The organism is Pseudomonas sp. LAIL14HWK12:I7, assembly GCF_000483465.1.
Lineage (GTDB): Bacteria > Pseudomonadota > Gammaproteobacteria > Pseudomonadales > Pseudomonadaceae > Aquipseudomonas > Aquipseudomonas kermanshahensis.
In genome coordinates, this window is sequence record NZ_AXYZ01000023.1 from 38,207 (window position 1) to 52,267 (window position 14,061).

The 14,061-nt window shown below is 63.6% G+C and carries 12 protein-coding genes; 8 read left to right on the plus strand and 4 right to left on the minus strand.

From position 1 onward, the window contains the following. Nucleotides 1-62 precede the first annotated feature (62 nt). Both D886_RS0118680 and D886_RS0118685 read right to left on the minus strand, forming a co-directional pair. Nucleotides 63-992, minus strand: a complete 930-nt coding sequence (locus tag D886_RS0118680) for a DMT family transporter (protein ID WP_027595360.1) — start codon at nucleotides 990-992, stop codon at nucleotides 63-65. A 294-nt stretch (nucleotides 993-1,286) separates the two neighbouring features. Then, nucleotides 1,287-1,880 carry a cupin domain-containing protein gene (locus tag D886_RS0118685; RefSeq protein ID WP_027595361.1) on the minus strand — a complete coding sequence of 198 codons (594 nt, stop codon included), beginning with the start codon at nucleotides 1,878-1,880 and terminating at the stop codon, nucleotides 1,287-1,289. A gap of 272 nt (nucleotides 1,881-2,152) precedes the next feature. On the opposite strand from D886_RS0118685, the gene glnT reads away from it, so the two are divergent. From glnT to D886_RS0118715, 5 genes are all read left to right on the plus strand, one after another. Beyond that, nucleotides 2,153-3,487, plus strand: a complete 1,335-nt coding sequence (glnT, locus tag D886_RS0118695) for a type III glutamate--ammonia ligase (protein ID WP_027595362.1) — start codon at nucleotides 2,153-2,155, stop codon at nucleotides 3,485-3,487. Nucleotides 3,488-3,552: 65 nt separating this feature from the next. Then, complete coding sequence (locus D886_RS0118700; protein ID WP_027595363.1) at nucleotides 3,553-4,458, plus strand: glutamine amidotransferase family protein; 906 nt, start codon at nucleotides 3,553-3,555, stop codon at nucleotides 4,456-4,458. 27 nt (nucleotides 4,459-4,485) lie between these two features. Then, complete coding sequence (locus D886_RS0118705) at nucleotides 4,486-5,160, plus strand: protein glxC (RefSeq protein WP_027595364.1); 675 nt, start codon at nucleotides 4,486-4,488, stop codon at nucleotides 5,158-5,160. A 15-nt stretch (nucleotides 5,161-5,175) separates the two neighbouring features. Beyond that, nucleotides 5,176-6,501 (plus strand): FMN-binding glutamate synthase family protein, encoded by a 1,326-nt coding sequence (locus tag D886_RS0118710; protein WP_027595365.1) that lies wholly within the window; start codon nucleotides 5,176-5,178, stop codon nucleotides 6,499-6,501. Between the two features lie 147 nt (nucleotides 6,502-6,648). Further along, nucleotides 6,649-7,950: an ammonium transporter gene (locus D886_RS0118715; protein ID WP_027595366.1), complete on the plus strand. Its 1,302-nt coding sequence runs from the start codon at nucleotides 6,649-6,651 to the stop codon at nucleotides 7,948-7,950. Nucleotides 7,951-8,075: 125 nt separating this feature from the next. Here the strand turns inward: D886_RS0118715 and D886_RS0118720 are convergent, their stop codons facing one another. Continuing rightward, nucleotides 8,076-9,488 (minus strand): cytosine permease, encoded by a 1,413-nt coding sequence (locus D886_RS0118720; protein WP_027595367.1) that lies wholly within the window; start codon nucleotides 9,486-9,488, stop codon nucleotides 8,076-8,078. Between the two features lie 472 nt (nucleotides 9,489-9,960). Next, nucleotides 9,961-10,413, minus strand: coding sequence for an Lrp/AsnC family transcriptional regulator (locus D886_RS0118725; RefSeq protein ID WP_027595368.1), 453 nt, complete (start codon nucleotides 10,411-10,413; stop codon nucleotides 9,961-9,963). Between the two features lie 111 nt (nucleotides 10,414-10,524). Here D886_RS0118725 and D886_RS0118730 point away from each other — a divergent pair, with 111 nt between their 5' ends. The 3 genes from D886_RS0118730 to D886_RS0118740 all read left to right on the plus strand — a co-directional run bounded on the left by D886_RS0118730 (nucleotide 10,525) and on the right by D886_RS0118740 (nucleotide 14,061). Next, the gene (locus tag D886_RS0118730; RefSeq protein WP_027595369.1) at nucleotides 10,525-11,139 is read left to right on the plus strand and encodes a LysE family translocator; all 615 of its coding nucleotides are present in this window, start codon (nucleotides 10,525-10,527) and stop codon (nucleotides 11,137-11,139) included. Nucleotides 11,140-11,205: 66 nt separating this feature from the next. Further along, entirely contained in the window at nucleotides 11,206-11,838 is a 633-nt protein-coding gene (locus D886_RS0118735; protein ID WP_027595370.1) for a LysE family translocator, read from the plus strand. A gap of 87 nt (nucleotides 11,839-11,925) precedes the next feature. After that, nucleotides 11,926-14,061 carry a response regulator gene (locus D886_RS0118740; protein WP_027595371.1) on the plus strand — a complete coding sequence of 712 codons (2,136 nt, stop codon included), beginning with the start codon at nucleotides 11,926-11,928 and terminating at the stop codon, nucleotides 14,059-14,061.

Genomic DNA, 14,061 nt, shown 5'->3' on the forward strand with positions numbered 1-14,061 from the left:
GCAACCTGTTGGCGAGGTGCATGAGAAGCCCTGTGATGTAGCACAGGGCCAATACTTGCGTATCAATGCGCGCAGCGGCTGGTATCACCGTGCTCCGCCGGCGCCTTGCGCGCCGCAGCCAGCAGCGTCGCCAACACGATCAACGCCGCCCCCGCCGCCATGCGCACACTCGGTTGCTCGCCAAACAACCACCACGCCCCAAGAATCGCATACACCGGCTCCAGCGCGATGATCATGCCGGCGGTACGCGCCTCAAGGCCTTCCAGGCTCTTGACGAACAGGAACTGCGACAGCCCGGTGCAGAACACGCCCAGCAGCGCCAGGTTGACCCAGTCATGGCTACCCAGGCTGGTGCTGCCCAAGTGAGTGAAGGCGAACGGTGCCACCAGCGCGGCCACGACCACGTTCTGCCAGAACGCCACCTGCATCGCGTTCATGCTCGATGAGCGGCGGCGGTTGGCGACCGTCAGCAAGGCGAAGGCAAGGCCAGACCCCAAACCCCACAGCAGGCCGACAGTGCCTTTGTCGAGCAGGTCGAAGGTGGGCACGACCAGCACCAGGCCTGTCGTCACCATCAGCAATAACAAACCTTGGGTGGCGCCAATGCGTTGGCCGAACACACCGCGCTCAATCATGGCGATAAAGGCGGGGAAGCTGGCAAAGCCCAGGGTCGCCACGGCCACCCCACCGACCTTGACGGCAATGAAGAAGGTCACCCAGTGGGCAGCCAGCAGCGCGCCGGTCAGGCCGAGGATTGGCAGGTTGCGTAAGGTCAGGGCGTCGAGCAGCCGGGTGCCCTTGAGCCCGGCGACGAAGCCCAGGGCAATGAAGGCAAAGGTGGCGCGGCCGAAGGTGATAATGCTGGCGTCGGCTTCGATCAAGTGGCCCAGGATGCCGGTCAGGCCGAACAGGACGGCGGCGATGTGGGCAACGAGCAGCGCGTTGCGGTGGCCGGTGGAGGCACCGGCTACGGGGAGGGAGGTAGCGATCATGGCAGTCAAATGCTTCACAATGTGCGCGCGCAAGCACTCCCGGCCGACGCGTCGCGGGTTTTCAAAACTGGGAGTTTTATCGTTATGAGCCCGGACGAATTGCCCGGTGCAAAAAGGCGCCACAGCGTTGGAATTGTGAAGAGAGGCTGTTTACTCGCAATTACTGCGTCTGCCAGCCCACGGCGCGGGGCTGGCTGATGTGTGTATTATTTTTGTATACAGGGTTGCGAGGCCGGTCGCGGGCGACGTCTGGTTGTCTGATCGCGACATTGATCGTTGTCGCGCCGCGCCGCCTTACTCTTCGCCGTAGTTCATGATCGACAGCAGGCGGATGGGCACCTGCACGAGCTGCTCCGGCCCGTGCGGGGTTTCGCCATCGAAGGTCAGGCTGTCACCCGCGTGCATGTGATAGAGCTGGTTGCCGTGGCGGTACACCAGTTCACCCTCCAGCAAATGCAGGAACTCCGTGCCTGGGTGGGCGAAGGTCGGGAACTCTTCGCTGGCGTCATCCATGCTCACCATGTAGGCCTCGAAGTGCTTCTTCGGGCCCCTGGCGTGATTGAGCAAATGATAGGTGTGGCCCTTTTCTGTGCCCCGGCGCACCACCTCCAGCCCTTCACCGGCCTTCACCAGCAGTGCATTGCCGTCAGGTTGGTCGTACTGGCTGAACAGCTTGGCCATCGGCATACCCAGCACATCGCACAGGCGGCTGAGGGTATCGAGGCTGGTGGACACCTGGGCGTTCTCGATTTTGCTCAGCATCCCTTGGCTGATACCGGCGATGCGCGCCACATCGGCGAGTTTGAGGGACTGGGCCTGGCGCTGGCGCTTGATCTGCAAGCCCAGGTACTGCTCCAGGCGAAGGCGCGGTTGGGTTTCGGTCGGCATCTAATGTCCTGCACGGTTTCAGTTCAAGAATAAAGATTTCGCACTGAGAAAGTGCGAAATGCTGCTGCGGTGGCAGTCGTTTTCCTCAGGTGAAAACAAGTTTCCCATATCTACAACGGAATTTCCTGGGTAATGGCGGCTGGCCTCTTCGCGCCGAACCGCCGCGAAAAGGCCGGTGGAGGTAAACCTGGCAAGCGCTTTGCATTCCTGTGATGAAAGTAAGTTTCCCATGCGGAATTACAAGCGACCCCTTACCCAGGAGTGTTCAACCCATGTTGCCAGCAGAAACCCAGCGCACCCTCGATCAGCACGGCATTAAGTATGTGCTGGCGCAGTTTGTCGACATCCATGGCTCGGCAAAGACCAAATCGGTGCCGGTCTCGGGCCTCAAGATGGTGGCCGAGGAGGGCGCCGGTTTTGCCGGGTTCGCCATCTGCGGCATGGGCATGGAGCCACACGGCCCGGACTTCATGGCCCGGGGCGACCTGGCCACGTTGATCCCGGTCCCCTGGCAGCCCGGCTATGGCCGGGTGGTGTGCGTCGGCCATGTCAACGGCCAGCCCTGGCCTTATGACAGCCGTTACGTGTTGCAGCAACAGGTGCAGCGCTTGGCCGACAAGGGCTGGACGCTGAACACCGGGCTGGAGCCCGAGTTCAGCCTGTTCCGCCGTGACGAAGGCGGCAAGCTGCAATTGGTGGATGCCTCGGACAACCTCGACAAGCCGTGCTACGACTACAAGGGCCTGTCGCGGTCGCGGCTGTTTCTGGAGCGCCTGACCGAAGCCTTGCAGCCCGTGGGCTTCGACATCTACCAGATCGACCACGAAGACGCCAACGGCCAGTTCGAGATCAACTACACCTACAGCGACGCCATGGAGTCGGCCGACCGCTTCACGTTCTTCCGCATGGCGGCCGGCGAAATCGCCAACGACCTGGGGATGATCTGCTCGTTCATGCCCAAGCCCGACCCCAAGCGCGCGGGTAATGGCATGCACTTTCACCTGTCGCTGGCCAGCAGCACCAACAAGAATCTGTTCCATGACGCCAGCGACAGCAGCGGCATGGGCCTGTCGAAGCTGGCGTACCACTTCGCCGCTGGCCTGATGGCCCACGGCCCGGCGCTGTGTGCCTTCGCGGCGCCAACCGTCAACTCCTACAAACGCTTGGTGGTTGGCCGCTCGTTGTCCGGCTCGACCTGGGCCCCAGCCTTCGTTGCCTGGGGCGCCAACAACCGCTCGGCAATGGTCCGCATCCCCTACGGGCGCCTTGAGTTCCGCTTGCCGGATGCGGGCTGCAACCCGTACCTGGTCACTGCCGCGATCATCGCGGCTGGCCTGGATGGTATCGACCGCCAGCTCGACCCAGGCGAGATGTGCAACGAGAACCTCTACACCCTGAGCCTCGAAGAAATCGCCGCACGCGGTATCAAGACCCTGCCGCAATCGCTCAAGGAAGCCGCCGACGCGCTCGAGGCCGACCCCCTGTTCCGCGAGGTGCTCGGCGCCGAGATCGTCGACGAGTTCATCAAGCTCAAGCGCATGGAGTGGGTGGAGTATTGCCGCCACGTTTCCGACTGGGAAATCCAGCGTTACACCGAGTTTTTCTGACCGCCCCCATCCCTTGGGCGGCCCTCAAAACAGCGGTCGCCCACTGCCTAGTAAGGAGCATCACCATGTGTGGAATCGTAGGTCTGTACCTGAAGAAGCCTGAGCTGGAAGCCCAGCTCGGCAAGCTCTTCGAACCCATGCTGCACGCCATGACCGACCGTGGCCCCGACAGCGCCGGCTTTGCCATTTACGGCGATGAAGTGGCCGACGGCTGGGTAAAACTGACGTTGCAGGCCCTTGATGGGGGCTATTCGTGGGCCAGCTTGATGGGGCAACTGGAAGGGCGCTTGGGCTGCTCGCTGGACTGGTTTCAGAACGCCAGCGCCGCCGTGCTCAAGGTGCACACCACGGAAGCTGCCGCCCGTGCTGCATTGGCCGAGCTGGCCCCTGAAGTGCGCATCATGAGCGCCGGGCAGAGCATCGAAATCCTTAAGGGCATGGGCCTGCCGGCTGAGATTTCCAGCCGCTTCGGCCTGGCCGGCATGAAGGGCAGCCACATCATCGGCCACACCCGCATGGCCACCGAAAGCGCGGTGACCCTGGAGGGCAGCCACCCGTTCTCCACCGGCGCCGACCTGTGCCTGGTGCACAACGGGTCGCTGTCCAACCACTTCCGCCTGCGCCAGGAACTCAAGCGTGAAGGCATCAGCTTCGAGACCGACAACGACACCGAAGTGGCTGCCGGCTACCTGACCTGGCGCCTACAGCAGGGCGATACCTTGGCCAAGGCTTTGGACGGGGCTCTGCAAGACCTGGACGGGTTCTTCACCTTTGCCATCGGCACCCGCAACGGCTTCGCGGTGATTCGCGACCCGATCGCCTGCAAGCCAGCGGTGCTGGCTGAAACCGACGACTACGTTGCCATGGCCTCCGAGTACCAGGCCCTGGCCAGCCTGCCCGGTATTGAAAACGCCAAGGTCTGGGAGCCGGCGCCGGCCACCCTGTACGTCTGGGAGCGCGAAAGCGCCTGACCTGCCACCGAACCTCTGGAGAACCTTATGAAGACGATCGACCTTTCCAGCACTTCGGTGCGTGTCCTTAACCAGTCCCTGCACGGTGAGGTGCAAGACCGTGAGTGGCGCGTGACGCGCCCCGACGGCAAACACAACTTGGCTGTCGGTATCAACGAAGACGTTTCGGTAGAGATCGACGGTCATGCCGGCTACTACTGCGCCGGCATGAACCAGAAAGCCAACATTACGGTGCACGGCAATGTGGGCGTGGGGGTGGCGGAAAACATGATGTCCGGCTCGGTGCGGGTCAAGGGCAGTGCCTCTCAGGCCGCCGGTGCAACCGCCCACGGTGGGTTGCTGGTGATCGAGGGCGACGCCGGTGCCCGTTGCGGTATTTCCATGAAGGGCGTCGACATCGTGGTCGGCGGCAGCATTGGCCACATGAGCTGCTTCATGGGCCAGGCCGGGCGTTTGGTGGTGTGCGGCGACGCCGGCGATGCGCTGGGAGACTCGCTGTACGAGGTGCGCATCTACGTCAAGGGCACGGTCCAGTCGCTGGGTTCGGACTGTATCGAGAAAGAAATGCGCGCCGAGCACCTGCAAGAGCTTCAGGCGCTGCTGAACGACGCGGGCCTCGACCATAAAGCCGCCGATTTCAAACGGTATGGCTCGGCCCGTCAGCTGTACAACTTCAAAGTCGACAACGCCTCCGCGTACTGATCCAGGAGCAACCCCATGAGCGAGCAATTCCCCCCGGTACTGCGTGAGTCGGCCACCTTCGATCGCCTGACCATCCAGGAAATCCAGCGTGCCGCCGAAACCGGCATCTATGACATTCGCGGCGGTGGCACCAAGCGCCGCGTGCCGCACTTCGATGACCTGCTGCTGCTCGGCGCCAGCGTGTCGCGCTACCCGCTGGAAGGCTACCGCGAAAAATGCGGCACCGACGTGGTGCTGGGCACCCGCTTTGCCAAGAAACCGATCCACCTGAAGATCCCGGTGACCATCGCCGGCATGAGCTTCGGCGCGTTGTCGGCCAACGCCAAGGAAGCGCTGGGCCGTGGTGCGACCATCGCCGGCACCAGCACCACCACCGGTGACGGCGGCATGACCCCGGAAGAGCGGGGCCAGTCGCAGCACCTGGTGTACCAGTACCTGCCGTCGCGCTACGGCATGAACCCGGACGACCTGCGCAAGGCCGACGCCATCGAGATCGTCCTTGGCCAGGGCGCCAAGCCGGGCGGTGGCGGCATGCTGCTGGGCATGAAAGTGACCGAGCGCGTGGCCGGGATGCGCACCTTGCCGATTGGCGTCGACCAGCGCAGCGCCTGCCGCCACCCGGACTGGACCGGCCCGGATGACCTGGCGATCAAGATTGCCGAGCTGCGCGAGATCACCGATTGGGAAAAACCCATCTACGTGAAAATCGGTGCCAGCCGCCCGTACTACGACGTCAAGCTGGCGGTGAAGGCCGGCGCTGACGTGATCGTGCTCGATGGCATGCAGGGCGGTACTGCCGCGACCCAGGAAGTGTTCATCGAACACGTCGGCATTCCGATCCTGCCGGCCATCCCGCAGGCGGTGCAGGCACTGCAAGAGATGGGCATGCACCGCAAGGTGCAGTTGATTGTCTCGGGTGGCATCCGCAACGGCGCCGATGTGGCCAAGGCCATGGCCCTGGGCGCTGACGCAGTGGCCATCGGCACCGCCGCGCTGATCGCCCTGGGCGACAACCACCCGCGCCTGGATGCGCAGTTGAAGGCACTTGGCTCGGCCGCCGGTTTCTACGATGACTGGCAGAACGGCCGCGACCCAGCCGGCATCACCACCCAGGATCCGGAACTGGCCAAGCGCCTGAACCCGGAAGAGGCCGGCAGGCGCCTGGCCAACTACCTGCGCGTGCTGGTGCTGGAGGCGCAGACCATGGCCCGTGCCTGCGGCAAGTCGCACCTGCACAACCTTGACCCTGAGGACCTGGTGGCGCTGACCGTGGAAGCAGCCGCCATGGCCCGGGTACCGCTGGCCGGTACTGCCTGGGTACCAGGCCAGGCTCAGTACTGATTCAACCTTCTGGGGCCGCTTTGCGGCCCTTTCGCGACACAAGGCCGCTCCTACAGATGATCGCGGTCCGTTGTAGGAGCGGCCTTGTGTCGCGAAAGGGCTGCGAAGCAGCCCCCGCTGCATCCCCATTCGCACAGGAGTGACTCCATGAAGCTTGCCCTTGCTGTTGTGCTGTTGGCATTGACGCCGTTGGCTCACGCCGCCGAGCCCACCCTGGACACCGGCAATACCGCCTGGATGATCTGCGCGGCGATGTTCGTGCTGACGATGTGCATCCCGGGCCTCGCGCTGTTCTACGGCGGCATGGTGCGGGCCAAGAACTTTCTTTCGGTGTTCACCCAGCTGTTCGCCGTGGCCGGGCTCATCGGCATCCTCTGGGTGCTGTTCGGCTACAGCCTGGTGGTGGATACCCGCGGTATGGTTGAAGGCCAACTGACCTTCAACAGTTTTATCGGCGGCCTGGACAAGGCGCTGATGCTGAACATCGGCCATGACAGCCTGGTAGGGACCATCCCGGAAGGTGTCTTCGCGGTATTTCAGCTGACCTTCGCGATCATCACGCCTGCGCTGATTGCCGGCGGCTTTGCCGAACGCATGAAATTCAGTGCCTCGTTGTTGTTCATGGGCGCCTGGTTCGTCCTGGTGTACGCACCGATTGCCCATATGGTCTGGGGCGGGCCAGGGGCATTGATGGTCAACTGGGGTGTGCTGGACTTTGCCGGCGGCACCGCAGTGCACATCAACTCCGGGGTGGCGGCGCTGGCTGCAGCGTTGATGCTAGGCAAGCGCAAGGGCTACCCACAGGTGGCCATGCCGCCGCACAACCTCGGCTTCACCCTGGTAGGTGCCGGTTTGCTGTGGGTGGGCTGGTTTGGGTTCAACGTGGGCTCGGGGCTTGCCGCCAACGAAGGGGCAGGGGTGGTGATGCTGGCGACCATGGTGGCTGCCTGCGCAGGGATTGTCGGTTGGCTGATTACCGAAAAGCTCATGCATGGGCGGCCCACTGCACTGGGGGCGGCCTCAGGTGCGTTGGCCGGGTTGGTTGGCATCACGCCGGCGTGCGCCTTTGTCGGGCCGTTGGGGGCGCTGGTGATCGGCTTGCTGACGGGGGCTATCTGCTTCTTCGCAGTGACCCGGCTGAAGCAGGCATTGGGGTATGACGACACCCTCGACGTGTTCGGCCTGCATGGCGTGGGCGGGATGGTTGGCGCGCTATTGACCGGGGTGTTTGCCGCGCCGTCGTTGGGCGGCTATGTGGAAGGCATTACGCCCCTTGGGCAAGCACTGGTGCAGCTGAAAGGCGTGGCCTTTACCTTTGTTTATTGCTTTGTGGTGAGCTGGGCGATTCTGGGCGCCATCAAGCTGACTGTCGGGCTGCGGGCCAGCCGGGAGGAGGAAGAGCAGGGGCTGGACCTGGCGGAGCACAATGAGCGGGCTTATAACCTCTGACTACAAGGTGTCTGTACCGGCCTCTTCGCGGGCAAGCCCGCTCCCACAGCAATACCGCAGGGCCCGGAATCTGTGGTCCCCCTGTGGGAGCGGGCTTGCCCGCGAAGAGGCCAGTACAGGCTGAATCAGTGCCCCATGGCCAACTTGGCACTCACCTGCCGACGACGGTAAGCGCTGTCACGCGAAGCCAACCACCAGTACAACGGCGAGGTAATCGCCAGCCCCACCAGCCACGACAGGTCTGCCCCGTTGATGTGCTCGGAAACCGGCCCGACATACAGCGGCGTGTTCATGAACGGGATCTGCACCACGATGCCCACGGCGTAGGCCACCAGCGCCTGCGGGTTGTAACGCCCGTAGATACCGCCATCGACCTTGAAGATCGACTGGATGTCGTAGTCACCCTTGTGAATGGCATAGAAGTCGATCAGGTTGATCGCCGTCCATGGCACCAGCACCACCAGCAGCACCAGCACCATGTCGACGAAGTGGCCGATGAAGTCCTTCGATGCGCACACGGCCACCACACTGCAAGCCGCCAGCACGATCAGCGACAGCACCGCACGGCTTTTGGCGGTGGGGATCCAGCGGTAGGCGAAGGTCTGGATCAGGGTAATGATCGACAGCACCGCGCCATACAGGTTGAGGGCGTTATGGCTGATCACGCTGAGCAGGAACAGCACCAGCATGATCGGGCCCAGGGTGCCGGTGGCGAGTTTCACCGCGTCCATGGTGTCCATGCCCGCCGGGATTGCCAGCACCGCGACCGCGCCGAAGATGAACGACAGGCTCGAGCCCAGCACAGAGCCCAGGTAAGTGGTCCAGAAGGTCGAACTGACCTTGACGTCGGCCGGCAGGTAGCGCGAATAGTCCGACACATACGGGGCAAAGGCGATCTGCCACAACGCTGCCAGCGACACCGTGGCCAGCCAGCCGGCCAGGTTGAAACCGCCGCGGGTGAGGAAGTCGTCACTTTGCACGTGGGTGAAGATATAGCCGAAGCCGACCACGATACCGATGCCCAGCACCCAGGTGCCGATGCGGTTGAGCACATGGATGAAGCGGTAACCGATGATGCCGATGATGCCTGACCCCAGTGCGCCAATGACGATACCCACCGGTACCGGCACGGCTTCGACCACGCCATGCAGCGACTTGCCCGCGAGGACGATGTTGGAGGCGAAGAACCCGATGTACATGACCCCGGCGATCACCACCACCAGCAGCGCGCCAAGTGTGCCGAACTGGGCGCGGCTCTGGATCATCTGCGGGATGCCCATCTGCGGGCCTTGGGCCGAGTGCAGCGCCATCAGCACCCCGCCGACCAGGTGGCCGACCAGGATGGCGACGATGCCCCACACCAGGTTCAGGTGAAACAGCTGCACGCCCAGCGCGCCGGTGACGATGGGCAGGGGCGCGATATTGCCCCCGAACCACAGTGTGAACAAATCCCTTACCTTTCCATGGCGGTCTTGCGGGGGCACGTAGCCGATCGTGTGTTTTTCTATGAGGGGTGCCGAGTTGGCTGCACTGGTCATGACTGACTCCAAGGCAAGGTAGGGCATGGGGTACTGCCCGGGTGCGTGCCGGCGAAGGGCGACGCGTTCTTGTTGGAGGGATGATGGGGGGTGCGGGGATAACGAGAAATTAGTAAATATGTGCCCATAAACCTTAAAAAACCTAAGGCTGACAAAAGGTTAAGGGACGAGTGGTAGCAAGGAGCGGGCCATACGGCTGGAAGGCCTGGGCCTGAGGGGTTGGCGCCATCCGGGTGAATGGGCCGGGAACCGGGCTGGTGCGGGGTGCGCGTTTTCAGTGCAGATAATAGTCCGCCTGTGCCGTAATGCTGTTCACTTAACTTATCCATCGCCTGCATTGGGGCCGCTTTGCGGCCCATCGCGGCACAAGGCCGCTCCCACAATGTTCGCGCATGCCCTGTAAATTGGGGGCATAACGCGGTCGGTGTGGGAGCGGGCTTGCCCGCGAAGAGGCCAGAGCAGGCCTGCACAGCTACATCGGCAACAGCCGGTCCTGGATCACTTCCTTCATCACCAACGTCGAACTCAACCGCTTCACGTTGGGAATGCTGGTCAGGTGTTCGTCATACAGCTTCTGAAACGCTGGCAGGTCTTTGGCCACCACGTGCAGCAGGTAGTCCGGGTCGCCGAACAGCCGCTGCGCCTCGACGATATGGGGGATTTCGGCCAACGCTGCCTCGAAGTCCGCCACCGGCTGGCGCGTCACCTCGCGCAGGGTGACGAACACCAGCGCGGCGAAGTTCAGCCCCAGTGCAGCCGGCGCCAGGCGCGCGTGGTAGCCCAGGATGGCGCCCGATTCCTCCAGCGCCTTCAGCCGGCGATGACAGGGCGACAGGCTCAGGCCCACGCGATCCGCCAACTCGGTCACCGACAAGCGACCATCTTTTTGCAGCTCGACAAGGATTTTTCGATCAGTTCTGTCCATGGGGAAAAATCTTCCAGCTTATGTGCGATGACGGGGAATATACGAAAGAAAATGCCCCGAAGGAATCCGTAATCTTTCTGCATACCAAGCCAAGACATAAGGAAGATTCAAGTGGCAATCAGTGTGCTGACGGCGTTTTGGGCCGTGTCGTTGCTGTTCGTGATTACCCCTGGTGCCGACTGGGCCTACGCCATCTCGGCGGGTATGCGTGGCCGCTGGGTGATGCCTGCGGTGGCGGGCATGTTGTCGGGGCACTTCCTTGCGACGCTGGTGGTGGCAGCCGGCGTGGGCAGCCTGTTGGCGGGGCACCCGTTGGCGTTGATGTTGCTGACCTTGGCGGGTTGTACCTACCTGCTGTGGCTGGGCGGCAACCTGCTGCTCAGCCCGGCGGTGCCGGAAGCCGGGCAGGGCGGTGTTGGCGATAGCGGTTCACGCTGGGCCTTCAAAGGCTTTTGCGTGAGCGGGCTCAACCCCAAGGTGTTTCTGCTGTTCCTGGCCTTGCTGCCGCAATTCACCGACCCGCAGTCAAGCTGGCCGGTGCCGGTGCAGATCCTGCTGCTGGGGCTGGTGCACCTGTGCAGCTCGCTGGTGATCTATTCGCTGGTGGGGTACGGCGCCAAGGCCGTCTTGAGCACCCGGCCAGGGGCGGCGAAGGTGGTCGGGCGGGTGTCGGGCGTGGCGATGATCGCCGTGGCCTTGGGGCTGATTACCGGGCAGTTGGGCTGACGCTACCGGCGCTGACGCCGCTCGGATACACTCGCCGCTACTTTTCGCACAACCAGGATGTGCCCCATGCCCGACACCGCCCAACTGCTGACTTTCGCATTGATCTGCCTAGGCATGGTGCTGACGCCCGGCCCGAACATGATCTACCTGATTTCCCGGTCGATCTGCCAGGGCCGCAATGCGGGGTTGATTTCCCTCGGTGGTGTGGCCTTGGGCTTCGTCATCTACATGCTCTGCGCTGCGCTGGGCATCAGCGCGCTGGTCATGGCCGTGCCGTTTGCCTACGACGTGCTGCGCATCGGTGGCGCATTGTACCTGTTGTACCTGGCCTGGCAGGCGCTTCGTCCTGGCGGCAACTCGCCATTCCAGGTCCGCGACCTGCCAGCGGACAGCCCGCGGCGGCTGTTCACCATGGGCTTTGCCACCAGCCTGCTGAACCCCAAGATCGCCGTCATGTACCTGTCGTTGATGCCGCAGTTCATCGAGCCCGGTCACGGCAGCGTGTTGGTGCAGTCGCTGGTGCTCGGGTCTACGCAAATCGCCATCAGCGTTTCGGTCAATGCCTTGATCGCGGTGATGGCCGGCTCCATCGCCGTGTTCTTAGGCGGGCGGCCCCTGTGGCAGCGCGTTCAGCGCTGGTTGATGGGCACTGTGCTGGCCGGGTTGGCCTTGCGCATGCTGGCTGAAGGGCGCCGTTGAAAAACGTCTGAGAGCAAGGGAACGAACGGGTACTTGCAGGCCTCCTATCCATCAGATGGATGGCAATGTGCCCGGGACTTCCCTGACATGAGATCGCTTCAACAACCCCCCACCGACGCGGGTGACCCACCGTTGGGCTTTCTGCTCAACGGCGGTAGCGTCGGCAGCCTGCTCCAGTCGATGGACTGGCGCGGCTCGCCGGTGGGTCCCCCCCACACCTGGTCGCCGCACCTGCAGACGGTCATGGGCACGCTGCTGCCGGCGCAAGCGCAGTGCGTGCTGTTCTGGGGGCCGGCCTACGTGGCGCTGTACAACGATGCCTATGCACCGAGCATTGGCACCAAGCACCCCCAGGCATTGGGGCGGCCGGCCCAGGAAAACTGGAGCGAGCTGTGGGACGACCTGGAGCCGTTGCTGCGCGGTGTGCGCGAGAGCGGCCAGACCTTCTCGGCCAAGGATCGCCCTTTCTACATCGAGCGCCACGGCGTGGGTGAAACGGCCTATTTCGATGTGTCCTATTCCGCTGTGCGCGAGGCTGACGGCAGCGTCGGTGGCGTGCTGTGCCTGGTGACTGAGACTACCGAGCGCGTACGCTTCCAGCAGCGCCAGGCCTTTTTGCTGGAGCTGGGCCGTGCTTTACCCGCGCTGGGTGATGCAGAGCGGATCGAAGCGTTCGCGGTAAGTCGGCTGGCACGGCGACTCGGCGCGGCACGGGTCTATTTTGGTGAAGACCAAGGCGACGGCAGCAATTTCCAGGTAGCACATGACTGGTCCGAGGGCTTGTCCTCGTTCGTCGGCCAGCATGCCTACGCGAGCTTCGGTGCTTCGTTGCGCGAGCAACTGGCAGCGGGGCAGGTGGTGCAGCAGCCTCACAGCCTGCATGTGCCGGTCCTGCGCGCTGGCCGGCTGGAGACCACCCTGAGTGTGCATTTCCATACCCCCCACCCGTGCCCTGAAGACGAATGCCAACTGGTGGAAGAGAGCGCCAAGCAAGCGTGGGCGGCGATTACCCATGCCAGGGCCGAGCGGGCGCTGCACCTGCTCAACGAAAGCCTGGAGGAGCGCGTGGCGTCGGCCCTGGCTCAGCGCGAATCCGCGATGCTGCAGCTGCACGAAGCCCACAAGCTGGAAATGATCGGGCAATTGACCGGCGGCATCGCCCATGACCTCAATAACATGCTCACGCCGATCATTGCCTCGTTCGAATTGATGCGCCGCAACCCACAGTCCGAGCGTGCCCCCAGGCTGATCGACGGCGGCCTGCAGGCTGCCGAGCGGGCGCGCAACCTGGTCGGTCGGCTGCTCAGTTTCGCCCGCCGGCAAACCCTCAAACCCCAAGCCGTGTCTCTGGCGGCGCTGGTGGATGACATGCGTGAGCTGATCGCCCGTTCGCTGGGGCCGACCATTACCGTGCACGTGCAGGTCGACCCGGCGCTACCGGCCGTGGTGGCCGACCCTCATCAACTGGAGCTGGCCTTGCTCAACCTGGTGGTCAACGGCCGTGACGCCATGGCTGAAGGCGGTGAGCTGAGTATCGTCGCCGGTATCGATGTAAACGGCCCGCCGAGGCCGGAAGGTGTGGCCGCGGCGCGGCTGGCCTGGCTACAGGTGCGCGACAGTGGCTGTGGGATGGACGCTGAACAACTGCGCCGCTGTTTCGAGCCCTTCTACTCGACCAAGGCGGTGGGCAAAGGCACCGGCCTAGGCCTGCCGATGGTGCAGGGCTTGGCCGTGCAGTCGGGCGGCGGTTTTACCCTTCGTTCGTGGCCAGGTGAGGGCACCGAGGCGACCTTGTGGCTGCCGACCAGCGATGAGGCGGCAAGCTGCCGCGACAGCGATACAGCCGAAGCGCCATCGGCCGGCCGGAAGAACCACGTGCTGTTGGTCGATGACGAAGCGATCGTTCGCCATGCCACAGCGCTGCAACTGCGCGACCTCGGCTACGAAGTGATCGAGGCCGACAGTGCGGCGGCGGCCTTGCAGCTGGTAGAGCGGGGGCTAGTGCCGGATGTGCTGGTGACCGACCATGTGATGGCCGAGATGACCGGCGTGCGCTTCGCCCAGCAGATGCGCCAGCGCCAGGCCAACCTGCCGGTGCTGATCATTACCGGCTACGCCAACCTGACACCGCGCGAACTCAAAGGCTTCGAAGTGCTGCGCAAGCCGTACCGGCGTGCCGAGCTGGCACAGAGTGTGGCGCGGTTACTGGCCGCGCAACGGTAG